This is a genomic window from Lysobacter sp. P5_B12, assembly GCF_056400425.1.
The window spans coordinates 175604-188265 of record NZ_JBFULG010000002.1 but is presented as its reverse complement, the minus strand read 5'-3'; the positions used below and the strand labels follow the sequence as shown (position 1 = coordinate 188265).

At 66.5% G+C, this 12662-nt stretch carries 11 protein-coding genes; 3 read left to right on the top strand and 8 right to left on the bottom strand.

All coding sequences use genetic code 11. The features are described 5' to 3' along the window. Positions 1–33: 33 nt before the first annotated feature. The 3 genes from AC1DOM_RS04270 (at position 34) to AC1DOM_RS04260 (ending at position 4418) form a co-directional block, all read left to right on the top strand. On the top strand, positions 34–2025 hold the full coding sequence (locus AC1DOM_RS04270; protein WP_498960568.1) for an OPT family oligopeptide transporter: 1992 nt from the start codon (positions 34–36) through the stop codon (positions 2023–2025). Positions 2026–2053: 28 nt separating this feature from the next. Continuing rightward, positions 2054–4120, top strand: a complete 2067-nt coding sequence (locus AC1DOM_RS04265; RefSeq protein ID WP_498960567.1) for a S9 family peptidase — start codon at positions 2054–2056, stop codon at positions 4118–4120. Between the two features lie 109 nt (positions 4121–4229). Continuing rightward, on the top strand, positions 4230–4418 hold the full coding sequence (locus tag AC1DOM_RS04260; protein WP_498960565.1) for a hypothetical protein: 189 nt from the start codon (positions 4230–4232) through the stop codon (positions 4416–4418). Positions 4419–4439: 21 nt separating this feature from the next. Here the strand turns inward: AC1DOM_RS04260 and AC1DOM_RS04255 are convergent, their stop codons facing one another. The 8 genes from AC1DOM_RS04255 to AC1DOM_RS04220 all read right to left on the bottom strand — a co-directional run bounded on the left by AC1DOM_RS04255 (position 4440) and on the right by AC1DOM_RS04220 (position 12490). Next, entirely contained in the window at positions 4440–5312 is an 873-nt protein-coding gene (locus tag AC1DOM_RS04255) for an SdrD B-like domain-containing protein (RefSeq protein ID WP_498960563.1), read from the bottom strand. A 321-nt stretch (positions 5313–5633) separates the two neighbouring features. Further along, complete coding sequence (locus tag AC1DOM_RS04250; RefSeq protein WP_498961263.1) at positions 5634–5834, bottom strand: YbdD/YjiX family protein; 201 nt, start codon at positions 5832–5834, stop codon at positions 5634–5636. After that, positions 5821–7878 carry a carbon starvation CstA family protein gene (locus AC1DOM_RS04245; protein ID WP_498960561.1) on the bottom strand — a complete coding sequence of 686 codons (2058 nt, stop codon included), beginning with the start codon at positions 7876–7878 and terminating at the stop codon, positions 5821–5823. Before AC1DOM_RS04245 ends, AC1DOM_RS04250 begins: the two co-directional genes overlap by 14 nt. A 23-nt stretch (positions 7879–7901) precedes the next feature. After that, positions 7902–8894: a magnesium/cobalt transporter CorA gene (gene corA / locus AC1DOM_RS04240; RefSeq protein ID WP_498960560.1), complete on the bottom strand. Its 993-nt coding sequence runs from the start codon at positions 8892–8894 to the stop codon at positions 7902–7904. A 14-nt stretch (positions 8895–8908) separates the two neighbouring features. Continuing rightward, entirely contained in the window at positions 8909–10078 is a 1170-nt protein-coding gene (locus AC1DOM_RS04235) for a lipoprotein N-acyltransferase Lnb domain-containing protein (protein WP_498960558.1), read from the bottom strand. Next, entirely contained in the window at positions 10065–10931 is an 867-nt protein-coding gene (locus AC1DOM_RS04230) for a CorC family transporter (RefSeq protein ID WP_498960556.1), read from the bottom strand. The genes AC1DOM_RS04235 and AC1DOM_RS04230 overlap by 14 nt, the downstream gene beginning before the upstream one ends. Positions 10932–11027: 96 nt before the next feature. Continuing rightward, positions 11028–11498 (bottom strand): rRNA maturation RNase YbeY, encoded by a 471-nt coding sequence (ybeY, locus tag AC1DOM_RS04225; protein WP_498960554.1) that lies wholly within the window; start codon positions 11496–11498, stop codon positions 11028–11030. Beyond that, complete coding sequence (locus tag AC1DOM_RS04220) at positions 11495–12490, bottom strand: PhoH family protein (RefSeq protein ID WP_498960552.1); 996 nt, start codon at positions 12488–12490, stop codon at positions 11495–11497. Before AC1DOM_RS04220 ends, ybeY begins: the two co-directional genes overlap by 4 nt. Between the last annotated feature and the right edge of the window lie 172 nt (positions 12491–12662).

Sequence of the window (12662 nt, the reverse complement as noted above, 5' to 3'; positions counted from 1 at the left end):
GGATTTTTTGACATCCTTCCGGGAGATCGCCGAGTGTCCAGCACTGCGCCAGCCGGCCTCGAGCCGCGTACCGAATTCACCCTGCGCGCCCTCATCCTGGGCGTCGTCGTCACCCTGGCCTTCACGGCCGCCAACGTCTTCTTCGGCCTCAAGGCCGGCCTGACCTTCGCCACGTCGATCCCGGCGGCGGTGATCTCGATGGCCTTGCTGCGCAACTTCAAGGACTCGACGATCCAGGAAAACAATATCGTGCAGACCGTCGCTTCGGCGGCGGGCACCTTGTCCTCGATCATCTTCGTGCTGCCCGGCCTGGTGATCATCGGGTGGTGGACCGGCTTCCCGTACTGGGCGTCGTTCCTGATCTGCGCGCTCGGCGGCATCCTCGGCGTGATGTATTCGATCCCGCTGCGCCGCGCGCTGGTCACCAACTCCGAGCTGCCGTATCCCGAAGGCGTGGCCTGCGCCGAAGTACTCAAGGTCGGCAGCCCCGGCGCCGAAGCCACGGCGCACGGTGCCGAAGACAGCCGCGCGGGCCTGATGGCAGTGGTGTGGGGCGCGATCGTCGCCGCGGTGTTCGCCGCCGTCGTCGCCACGCGCCTGTTCGCCAGCGACGTGAAGAGTTACTTCAAGGTCGGCGAGGGCGTCACCGGTTTCGACTTCGCACTTTCGATGGCGCTGTTCGCCGTCGGCCATCTCGTCGGATTGTGGGTCGGTCTTGCGATGTTGCTCGGCGCGCTGATCGCGTGGGTATGGGGCGTGCCGCATTTTTCCGCGCTCGCCACGGGGCTCACGGGCGGATTCGAAGACATCGCGAGCGCGACGTGGAGCACCAACGTGCGCTTCGTCGGCGCCGGCACGATCGGCGTCGCCGCGATCTGGACGCTCGGCAAGCTGGTCAAGCCCGTCGTCTCCGGCCTGACCTCCGCGATGGCGGCCAACCGCGCGCGCAAGTCGGGCGACCTGGCCTCGATGCCGCGCACCGAACACGACATCCCGATCACGATCGTGGGCGCGGTGATGCTCGCCTGCTTCGTGCCGCTCGGTTTCCTGCTCTCGCACTTCAGCACCGAAACCGGCCTGGGCGCGCACGCATTTCCGCTGATCGCCGGCGGCTTGTTCTACATCGTGGTCATGAGCTTCCTGGTCTCCACCGTGTGCGGTTACATGGCCGGCCTGATCGGTTCGTCGAACAGCCCGCTCTCCGGCATCGGCATCCTGGTGGTCATCGGCGCGGCCTTGCTGCTCGTGTTCGGCATCAAGCCGATGCTCGAACCGGGGCATGAAAAGGGGCTCGTCGCGTTCGCGTTGTTCGTCACCGCGGTGGTGTTCACGGTGGCGGCGATCGCGAACAACAACCTGCAGGATCTCAAGACCGGCCAGCTCGTCGACGCCACGCCGTCCAAGCAGCAGTGGGCGCTGGTGGTCGGCGTGATCGCGGGCGCGGCGATCATCCCGTTCGTGCTCGACGTGGTGAACCAGGCCTACGGTTTCGTCGGCGCGCCCAACGCGACGAAGAACGCGCTCGCCGCGCCGCAGGCCGGCCTGATCTCCGCGCTGGCCAAGGGCGTGATCGAAGGCGGCATCGACTGGAGCCTGATCCGCATCGGCATGTACATCGGCGTGGTGCTGATCGTCGTCGACGAAGTGCTGCGCCGCACGACCAAGAGCGCGCACCTCTCGCCGCTCGCCGTCGGCCTGGGCATCTACCTGCCGACGTCGGCGACGTTGATGGTGGTCGTCGGTGCGATCGTCGGCTGGTACTTCGACAAGCGCGCCGACCGCGGCCCGCGCCCGGAAGCGACCAAGCAACTCGGCGTGCTGCTGGCCTCCGGCATGATCGTCGGCGAAGGCCTGATCGGCGTGCTGATCGCCGGCATCGTCGCGTTCCAGTTGTTCCCGCTCGCGATCGTCGGCGACGCATTCGCCAACGGCCCGGGCGTCTGGATCGGCGGCGTGCTCTTCGTTGCCTCGATCTTCCTTCTCTACCGTTGGGTCGGGCGCGCCGCGCGCACCGTCGACGTCTAATTCCACGCACCACTGCAGGATCCACGACATGAATCTGCGTCACACCCTGTTGTCCCTCGCGTTGTTGTCCGCGTTGCCGCTCGCCGCGCATGCCGAGCGCGGCTTCGAGGTGCGCGATCTCGCCAAGCTCGATCGCGTCTCCGCGCCCGTGTTGTCGCCCGATGGCCGCAAGGTCGTGTTCGCCAAGCGCGTCGTGGATTTCGATGCGAACAAGAGCGCGACCTCGCTGTGGATCGAAGACCTCATGGCGCGCGATGCCGCGCCGCCGGTGCGCCTCACGCCCGAAGGCTGGAACGTCAATTCGGCGACGTTCTCCGACGACGGCACGCGCGTGTACTTCCTCAGCGCGAAGGGCGGCTCGATGCAGCTCTACGCGATCCCGGTCGCCGGCGGCACGCCGGTGCAACTGACCGATGTCGTCGGCGATGTGGGCGGCTACGTGGTCTCGCCCGACGGCAAGCGCGTCGCACTGGCGCTGGAAACCTTCGCCGACTGCAAGTCCGACCTGCAGTGCAACGTCAAGCGCAACAAGGCGCGCGAGGATCGCAAGGCCTCGGGCGTCGTGTTCGACCGCTTGTTCATCCGCCACTGGGATGCCTGGAACGAAGGCAAGCTCAATCGTGTGTTCGTCGCGCCCTTCGGCGCCAATGGCGCGAAGATCACGCAGGCCACGCTGGTCGGCGGCGACGTGATCGGTGACGTGCCATCGCGTCCCTTCGGCGATACCAGCGAGATGACGTGGTCGCCCGACGGCAAGTCGCTCGTGCTGTCCGCGCGCAAGGCCGACGGCCAGGAACCGTGGTCGACCAACTTCGACCTGTACCTGGTCAACGCCGACGGCACCGGCACCGCGAAGAACCTCACCGCCGCCAACAAGGCGTGGGACACCACGCCGGTGTTCTCGCAGGACGGCAAGACGCTGTACTACCGCGCGATGAAGCGCCCGGGTTTCGAAGCCGATCGTTTCGCACTGATGGCGATGGACCTGGGATCGGGCAGCACGCGCGAAGTCGCATCGAAGTGGGATGCCTCGGCCAACGGCATCGCGCTGTCGAAGGACGGCAAGTCGATCTACACCACTGCCGAAGAACTCGGGCAGGCCCCGTTGTTCTCCGTCGACATCGCGAGCGGTGAAGTCACTTCGATCATCAAGGACGGCACGGTCACCGCGCTCGACCTCAAGGGCCCGACGCTCGTCTACACGCGCAACTCGCTGCAGACCGGCGATCAGTTGTTCGCCGCGCAGCCCGACGGCGCGACGCCGCGTGCGATCACGCAAAGCGCGGGCGAAATGCTGCCCGACGTGAAGTTCGGCGAAGGCACGCAGTTTAAGTTCGCCGGCTGGAACAACGAGACCGTGCACGGTTACGTCGTGAAGCCCTGGAACTACCAGCCGGGCAAGAAGTACCCGGTGGCGTTCCTGATCCACGGCGGCCCGCAGGGCAGCTTCGGCAACGGCTGGAGCTATCGCTGGAATCCGCAGACCTACGCCGGCCAGGGCTACGCGGTGGTCATGATCGACTTCCACGGTTCGACCGGTTACGGCCAGGCCTTCACCGACGCGATCAGCCAGCATTGGGGCGACCGCCCGCTCGAAGACCTGCAGAAGGGTTGGGACGCGGCGCAGAAGCAGTTCGACTTCCTCGACGGCTCCAAGGCCTGCGCGCTCGGTGCGTCCTACGGCGGCTTCATGGTCAACTGGATCGCCGGCAACTGGAACGCGCCCTGGAAGTGCCTGGTCACGCACGATGGCGTGTTCGACCAGCGCATGATGGGTTACGCGACCGAGGAACTGTGGTTCAGCGAATGGGAAAACGGCGGCACGCCGTTCGAGCATCCGGACAACTACGAGCGTTTCAACCCGGTCAACCACGTCAAGGATTGGAAGAAGCCCATCCTCGTCGTGCACGGGCAGCAGGACTTCCGCATCCCGGTGGAGCAGGGCATCGGTGCGTTCACCGCGGCGCAGCGCCAGGGGATCGAGTCGAAGTTCCTCTACTTCCCCGACGAGAACCATTGGGTCCTCAAGCCGCAGAACAGCGTGCTGTGGCACGACACGGTCAATGCCTGGCTGAAGCAGCACATCGGCCAGTAATCCGGCCGTTGCGACCGACCAAAGGCCCCGCAGTTGCGGGGCCTTTGTTTTTCACGCAGGCTCGACAGTGGCCGCACGAGGGTGGCCGCTCGGACGAGGGGGAGACCGCATGTACGAGATCGACCACGGGGGCGAGTTCAAGGCCTATCGCGGGCCGGACCGGCGGAAGAACGGCGAGCGGCGCGTGTCGAACGATCGCCGCGAAATGATCCGCTTCGAGCCCGACAAGGCCGACCGGCGCTCGGGCAAGGATCGAAGGAAAGCGGCGGCGTGGGGGACGATCGCGTCGCGCACCTGACGTGCGCGACGCTTCGGATCGTCAGTACTCGAACACACGCGCGCACGGCGTCGGATTCACCACGCCGGCGCCGTTGTTCAATGCATCCAGGTAATTCTTCAGCACTTCCTGTTCCGCGCGATCCGGATGCCCGGCCGGCGTGTACGGGCTGTCGCCGAGCGATGCATTCGCCACCGCGATCAACTCGTTGATCGTCCCGCCGAAGGGCGCGTAGATGCGCGTGCCGTCGACGAAACCCGCTTCGACGTTCAGCCGCATCGCCGCCAGGTGCGTCGACAATTTCCACGCCATGTTCGTCGCGTTGCTGTCGAGCAGCCACGTGGCGAACTGCGGATGCGTCGTCGGATCGAACGGGCTTCCGCTTTCCCCGACAAGGTTGAGCGCGGAAAGCAGCGCGAACTCCGGCGCGAGCGAGCCGCCGTCCATCAACGTCGCCAGGCCATTCTTGTTGTGCCAGTAACCCGGCGTCTTGCCCCCGCTGGGCTTGGTGCAGTAGTTGCCGAAGGTCAGCTGCGTCGTCTTGCCGACCTGCACCGCGATTCCCGTCTGCGGATTGATCGGATGGCCTTGCCCATCGACAGGCGCCGACTGCACCCAATTGCCCCCGAGCGGCGTGGCTTCGGACACGATGTAATCGGTGCCGATCGGGATGTTGGAAAACTGCGCGTAGCCGAAGCTGTCGGTCGGCAGCGTACCGAGCGGGCCGAGCGTCGCGGAGCCCAGTGTCATCGGCCAACCCGCCAGCCGCACTTCGCCGGCATCCTGGATGCCGTTCGCATTCCGGTCGTAGAACTTCTTGACGATGATCGTACCGGTGGAGCAGTAGCAGGCCCACGCCGTTCCGGTCGCGAGTGTCGCGGCGACGAGTGCGGTGAGCAGGTGTGTCCGTTTCATGGGGTCCATCCTCGGGGTGTGTTCCCAACGAACGGATGAGTTCGCCCCGAACCGGACAGCCGCTTGCCGGATTTCGAGGATTTCACGTACCGCTAACGACAAACGCTCACGTGGCCCTCACATGGGCGACAACGATCGGGTCAGTGCGAAGCTTGCTTCGCACCGGCAAAAGAGTGCCCGGGCGAAGCGCCCGAGCGAGAGCCAACGCTCGAAAGGTGGATGCCCCAGCGTTGTGAGTTTCAAATTTTTTTCCCAAAAAAATTTGGACCTCACAACGTTCGGGCGACGCGCCAGTGACGAAGGGAGCGCGCTTTACCAACGCTAACAACAGCGAGACCGCCCCTTCCCATACCGCGCCTGCATCCGTTCAATCGCAAACGCCTCACGCGTCATCGGCGTCGAGTCAGGATGCGACGCCCGAACATGCGCGACATACGCATCGTAATCGGGCAACCCGATCGCCAGCCGCGCCGTGGCCTTCGCCGCCGACCACGCCTCGCGCAGCTGCTCAACCAATCGCATCGAGCGCCACATGCGGCGTCTCCATCGCGGTCGGCGTAGTGCTGCGTCGCGCGCGCAAGGCCGCAAGCGTCGCGAACACCAGCGTGAGCACCACCACGCCCATGAACAAAGCGCACAACCCCGCGTCGACCTGATAGTTGAAGATCACGCGACGCATCTCGTCGAGCGACGTCGCCGGCGCAAGCACCTCACCCCGCGCGAGCGCCTCGCTGAAACGCCGCGTACTCGCGAGAAACCCGATCTTCGGATCATCGTGGAAGAGCTTCTGCCAACCCGCGGTCAACGTGCACACGAGCAGCCAGGCGGTCGGCACCGCGGCGACCCACAGGAAACGCTCGCGCTTCATCTTCACCAGCACCGCGCAGACGAAAATCATCGCCAGCCCCGCGAGCATCTGGTTCGCGATGCCGAACAGGGGCCACAGCGTATTGATGCCGCCGAGCGGATCGACCACGCCCTGATAGAGGAACCAACCCCAGCCCGCAACGGCCAGCGCCGTGCACACCAGGTTCGCCGTCCAGCTTTCCGTGCGTCGGAACGCAGGCACCGCGAGCCCGACGACTTCCTGGATCATGAAACGCGCCACGCGTGTGCCCGCGTCGATCGTGGTCAGGATGAACAAGGCTTCGAACAGGATCGCGTAGTGGTACCAGAACGCCATCATGCCGCTGCCGCCGACGATGCCGTGGAGGATCTGCGCCATGCCGACGGCGAGCGTCGGCGCGCCGCCGGTGCGCGAGAGGATCGTGGTTTCGCCGATGTCGCGCGCGGTCTGCGTCAGCACGTCGGGCGTGACGACGAAACCCCATTGCGCGATCGCGTGCGCCGCCGATTCGGCCGTCGTGCCGATCGCGGCGGCCGGCGCGTTCATCGCGAAGTAGATCGCCGGATCGAGCACGCACGCGGCGACCAACGCCATCACCGCGACGAACGCTTCCATCAGCATGCCGCCATAACCGATCGCGCGGATCTGGCCTTCGCTCGCGATCATCTTCGGCGTCGTGCCCGACGCGATCAGCGCGTGGAAGCCGGAGATCGCGCCGCACGCGATGGTGATGAACAGGAACGGGAACAGCGCACCTGCGAACACCGGCCCGGTGCCGTCGACGAAGCGCGTCACCGCCGGCATCTTCAGCTCCGGCATCGCGACGAGGATCGCCACGGCGAGCAACACGACGGTGCCGATCTTGAGGAAGGTCGAGAGGTAATCGCGTGGCGCGAGCAGCATCCACACCGGCAACACCGCGGCGATGAAGCCATAGGCGATCAGCATCCACGCCAGGGTCTTGCCATCGAAGGTGAACAGCGGCGCCCATTCCGGAGCGTTCGCCACGTGCCCGCCCAACCAGATCGATGCGAGCAGCAACACCAGGCCGACGATCGACGCTTCGAGGATGCGCCCCGGTCGCCACCAGCGCAGCCACGCGCCCATCAGCAAGGCGATCGGAATCGTCATCGCCACGGTGAAGGTGCCCCACGGGCTCTGGCCGAGTGCCTTCACCACGACGAGCCCGAGCACCGCGAGCAGGATCACCATGATGGCGAGGATGCCGATCATCGCCGTGACGCCCGCGGCGGCGCCGAGTTCGGTGCGGATCATCTCGCCGAGCGAACGCCCGTCGCGGCGCACCGAAAGGAACAGGATCATCATGTCCTGCACCGCGCCGGCGAGCACGACGCCGAACAGGATCCACAGCAAACCCGGCAGATAGCCCATCTGCGCGGCGAGCACCGGTCCGACGAGCGGACCGGCGCCCGCGATCGCGGCGAAGTGATGCCCGAACAACACCGACTTCTGCGTCGGCACGTAATCCAGGCCATCGTTGCGTCGCCACGCGGGCGTCGCGCGCGTCGGGTCGATGCGCAGCGCCTTCTCCGCGATGTAGCGCGCATGGAAGCGATAGCCGATGCAGAACACCGACACCGCCGCCGACACGATCCACAACGCACCGACCGTTTCGCCGCGCGACAGTGCCAGCGTCGCCAGGCACATCGCCGCGAACAGGGCGAGCGCGCCCCAGCCGAGCCAAGCCACCTTCCGCATTGGATGCTTCTCCCCGTGGCGGCTCAGAGCCAGCGCACTTTCTTCAGGTAACGGTACAGGCCGATCACGACCACGCCGACGACGCACACCAGGATCGCGTAACCGTGGCGCGCGTGAAGTTCGGGCATGCCGACGAAGTTCATGCCGTACCAGCTGGCGATCAGCGTCGGCGCGGCGAGCAAGGCCGCCCAGCCGGCGAGTTTCTTCACCACCTCGCCCTGGTTCACGGTGACCAGCGAGAGGTTCACGCTCATCGCGGCGGTGAGCATCTCGCGCATGGTGTCGGTGGATTCGTTCACGCGCATCGCATGGTCGAGCACGTCGCGGAAGTACAGGCGCACTTCGTCGGGCACCAGGCCACCGTGCATGCGCGTGAGTTGCGCGAGGATGTCCTGCATGGGCGAGACCGCCAGGCGCAGTTGCGTGAGTTCGCGCTTGAGTTCGTAGAGTTTGACGATCGTTTCGCGGCGGAAGGTTTCGGCGAAGATGTCCTTTTCCAGCGCGTTGAGCGAATCGCGGAAGCCTTCGACGATCGGCTGGTAATTGTCGACGACGAAGTCGAGCACCGCGTACAGGCCGTAGGCCGGGCCGAGCGCCAGCAGTTCGGGTTCGCGCTCCACGCGCGAACGCACGGGTGCGTAGGAGAGCGATGCGCCGTGGCGCACGGTCACCAGGTAACGCGGGCCCAGGAACGCATGCGTTTCGCCGAACTGGATCTTGTCGTCGACCAGCTGCGCGGTATGGACCGCGACGAACACCGAATTGCCGTAGGCCTCGATCTTCGGCCGCTGGTGCGCGTGCAGCGCATCCTCGATGGCGAGTTCATGCAGGCCGAATTCCTCCTGCAGTTTCTCCAGCAGCGTGTCTTCCGGTTCGTACAGCCCGACCCAGACGAAGCTGTCGTCCTCGACCGACAGCACGTCGCTGATCTCGTCGAGCGTGATGTCGCGACGCTGGCCGTGGCGGTCGTAGACCGCGCAATTGATGACGCAGGGAGGCAAGGCGGGCACTGTCATGCCCGCATGCTGCCTCAAGCGCGGCGGACGGGAAAGGCCAGTGCCGCGTGGATCGGCAGCAGCAAGGCCAGCCATGGCGCCTGGAACTGCGCACCGGCGGGCAATTGCAGGAAGCAGGCGATCACCCCGCCGACGACGACCGCGATGCGGACCCACTGGTGGAAGCGCGAGGTCGCGCGCCCGCGGAGCAAGGCCCACGCACCCGGCAACAGCAGCAGGCACAGCGGCGAGAACAGCAGCAGGTTGCGGTTGGCCCAGCCGGCGTGGTGTTCGGTGCAGCACCAGATGAACGCGATGACCCCGCCCAGCGCGCCGCATGCGAACCAGAAGGACAGCGCGACGGCGCCGAAGATCCGCGGCCGGTGGGTCATCAGCGCGCGCAGCCCGATCGCCAGCAGCAGGCCCGCGATCAACCAGGGCCACCAGCGGCGCGGTGCATCCGGCGGTTCCGGCGGGAGGCGATGGGGCAACAGCACCGACTCGGCGCGCACGAGCGGGCGGCCTTCGGTGTTCTGCATTTCGCGCAGGCTGGCGGCCAGGCGCATCGGTACGAAGGCGTCTTCCCAGCGCGACAGCGGGCGATCGGCATACGGGCCCAGGCCGATGTCGAAGCCGAGCCACATCCACGTCGCCGGCGAGGCCAGGCGCACGGATTCGCTGCGGAAGGTATCGCCCGCCGAACGCACCGCGAGCTGCTTGCGCAGCGCGCCGCCCATCGCGCGGTCGAGCGCATCGCGCACGCGCGTGGAGCAGTTGTCGGTGAAGTAGTCGTAGCGATAGCGCGCGTTCTCGGGACGCGCGTTGAAGGCGAGCGCCTGCGCGAGCGCATTGGCCTGCGCGGGCGTGAGGTCGAGCCACTGGATGGAGACGCCGCGGCCGACTTCGCGGTAGTACGTCAGATCCTCCGACATCGGCAACACGGCCAGCAGATAACGCATGTCGCCGCGCACGAAGCGGCCGATGAAGCCGGCTTCGCCCGGATCGAAGAACCCGAAGTTGTAGGACAACGGCGCCGGCGCATCGGGATCGTCGACGACGATCGCGTTGTGGCCGAAGCGTTCGAAGAAGATCTCGCCCGGCTGCATCGTCATCACGCCGATGCGCGGCGTCGCGGCGCTGGCCGCCGTGGCGAAGAGCCACAGCAGCAGCGCGATCAGCGGGAAACCGACCTTACGCGTCTGCATGCACGCTGACGTGCAGGGCGTGCAAACGGCGCGCATCGGCGCGCGCGACGCGGAAGCCGAAGCGGCCCAGCGTCAACTCTTCGCCGGCTTCGGGCAGGTGCCCGATCGCCGCGGTCAGCAGGCCGCCGATGGTGTCGTATTCGTCGTCGTCGAAATCCGAACCGAAGCGTTCGTTGAAATCGGCGATCGGCGTCAGCGCGTCGACGACGAAGTGGCCGTCGGCCTGCGCGGAAATCAGCGCGGTCTCGTCGACGGCCTCGTCGTGCTCGTCGTCGATGTCGCCCACGATCTGTTCCAGCACGTCTTCGATCGTGACCAGGCCGGCGACGCCGCCGTATTCGTCGATCACGATCGCCATGTGGTTGCGCGACTGGCGGAATTCGCGCAGCAGCACGTTGAGTTTCTTCGACTCGGGGATCAGCACGGCCGGGCGCAGGAATTCGCGCACGCTGTTGCGGGCATGGTCGTGGTCGGCGACGACCACGCGCAGCAGGTCCTTGGCCAGCAGGATGCCGAGGATTTCGTCCTTGCCTTCGCCATGCACCGGGAAGCGCGAATGGCCGGATTCGACGACCAGGCGCATCAGCGTTTCGAGCGGGGCGTCGGCCGACAGCGCGACCATCTGCGCGCGCGGGATCATCACGTCGCCCACCGTCAGGTCGGACACCGCGATGGCGCCTTCCATCATGCGCAGGGTGTCGGCCGCGATCAGCCCGTCGGCCTGCACGTCGCGCAACAGCTCGACCAGGTCCTCGCGGGTGGTGGGTTCGCCGGACAGTGCGGCGGTGATGCGGTCGAGCCAGGTGCGGCGGCTCTTGTCTTCGGTTTGCGGGGGACTGTCGTCGTCGGCCATGGGGGTCGGGGATGGGCTCCGGATGCGTGGAGCGACCGTCGCCGAGTCTAGCGCAGGCGGTGGTCGGGCCGGTGAATCGTGCTTCGACGGGGGCCGTCAGTCTTCGGCGTAGGGGTCGTCGATGCCCATCTCGGCGAGGATTTCGCGCTCGAGCTGCTCCATGCAGTCCGCTTCCCGGGCGTCCTCGTGGTCCCAGCCGAGCAGGTGGAGCGTGCCGTGGACGGTGAGGTGGGCGTAGTGGGCGATGAGCGCCTTTTTCTGCTCGCGCGCTTCGCGGGCGATGACCGGCGCGCACAGGACGATGTCGCCGAGCAGGGGAAGCACCACGCCTTCGGGCAATTCGGCCGGGAAACTCAGAACGTTGGTCGCGTAATCGCGCCCGCGGTAATGGCGGTTCAGGGCGCGGCCTTCCTTCGTGCCAACGATGCGGATGGCGAGGTCCGCCTCGCGGATGCGGCCGTTGAGCGCGGCGCCGACCCATTTGCGGAAACTCACCGCCGCGGGCAGGCCGAGGCGGGGCAGGGCGTATTCGACCGACACATCGAGACGAACGGGGCCCTGGGTCATGGGGTGCCGGCTCCGGTCGCCTTGTCGTCGGTGTCGCGCGCGTCGTAGGCATCGACGATGCGCGCCACCAGCGGATGGCGGACGACGTCGCGTGCCTGGAAGAAGGTGAAGCTGATGCCGTCCACCGCCCGCAGCACGTCGATGGCATCGCGCAGGCCGGACTTCTGGTGCTTGGGCAAATCGATCTGCGTCACGTCGCCGGTCACCACGGCGGTCGAGCCGTAACCGATGCGCGTCAGGAACATCTTCATCTGTTCGATGGTGGTGTTCTGCGCTTCGTCGAGGATCACGAACGCATCGTTGAGCGTGCGCCCGCGCATGTAGGCCAGCGGCGCGATCTCGATGACGTTCTTCTCCAGCAACTTGACCACTTTTTCCACGCCGAGCATTTCGTACAGCGCGTCGTAGAGCGGGCGCAGGTAGGGATCCACCTTCTGGGTGAGATCGCCGGGGAGAAAGCCGAGTTTCTCACCCGCTTCCACCGCGGGGCGCACGAGGATCAGGCGCTGCACGCGCGATTCGTTGAGCGCTTCGACCGCCATCGCCACCGCGAGGAAGGTCTTGCCCGTGCCCGCGGGGCCGACGCCGAAATTGATGTCGTGCGTGGCGATGGCGTGCAGGTATTTGGCCTGGTTGGCGCCACGGCCGCGGATCGTGCCGCGCTTGACGCGGATCGACACGTCCTGGGGTTCGATCTCGCGCGTCGTCGTCGCCGCGTCGTCGTCGGCCACTTCGTTCAGGCGCACGTTGATCGCGTGGCCGTCGAAGGTTTCCTCGCCGGCTTCGTCGTAGAGCGCGCGCAGGAATTTTTCGGCGCGCGCGGTCGCCGGCGCCGGACCGGTGACGCGGAAGATGTTGCCGCGGTTGGCGATCTCCACGCCCAGGCGCAATTCGATCTGCCGCAGGTGCGCGTCGAAGGCCCCGGCCAGATTGGCCAGGCGTTCGGTGTCGTCGGGTTCGAGGGTGAAGTCGCGCTGCGAAGGTTCGTTCATGCGGCGAAAGGGTAGCGCGGACGCCGGGCGGTGCGCGATGAACGCCGCGGCGCGCCGAAAAAGTAGGTCAAAAGGGACGGCCGTCGGATGGAATGCAATGCGTGGTCCTCGATGGGGCCTGCGCGACCGCCCGTCGGGTCTCGCTTGGCCTTAATTAATTTACGAATTAAAT

Coding starts and splice junctions, on each gene's coding strand:
- AC1DOM_RS04255 (WP_498960563.1), bottom strand. CDS start 5,312: ATGAAACGGACACACCTGCTCACCGCACTCGTCGCCGCGACACTCGCG.
- AC1DOM_RS04220 (WP_498960552.1), bottom strand. CDS start 12,490: ATGAACGAACCTTCGCAGCGCGACTTCACCCTCGAACCCGACGACACC.
- AC1DOM_RS04235 (WP_498960558.1), bottom strand. CDS start 10,078: ATGCAGACGCGTAAGGTCGGTTTCCCGCTGATCGCGCTGCTGCTGTGG.
- AC1DOM_RS04245 (WP_498960561.1), bottom strand. CDS start 7,878: ATGCGGAAGGTGGCTTGGCTCGGCTGGGGCGCGCTCGCCCTGTTCGCG.
- AC1DOM_RS04260 (WP_498960565.1), top strand. CDS start 4,230: ATGTACGAGATCGACCACGGGGGCGAGTTCAAGGCCTATCGCGGGCCG.
- AC1DOM_RS04250 (WP_498961263.1), bottom strand. CDS start 5,834: ATGCGATTGGTTGAGCAGCTGCGCGAGGCGTGGTCGGCGGCGAAGGCC.
- AC1DOM_RS04230 (WP_498960556.1), bottom strand. CDS start 10,931: ATGGCCGACGACGACAGTCCCCCGCAAACCGAAGACAAGAGCCGCCGC.
- corA (WP_498960560.1), bottom strand. CDS start 8,894: ATGACAGTGCCCGCCTTGCCTCCCTGCGTCATCAATTGCGCGGTCTAC.
- ybeY (WP_498960554.1), bottom strand. CDS start 11,498: ATGACCCAGGGCCCCGTTCGTCTCGATGTGTCGGTCGAATACGCCCTG.
- AC1DOM_RS04265 (WP_498960567.1), top strand. CDS start 2,054: ATGAATCTGCGTCACACCCTGTTGTCCCTCGCGTTGTTGTCCGCGTTG.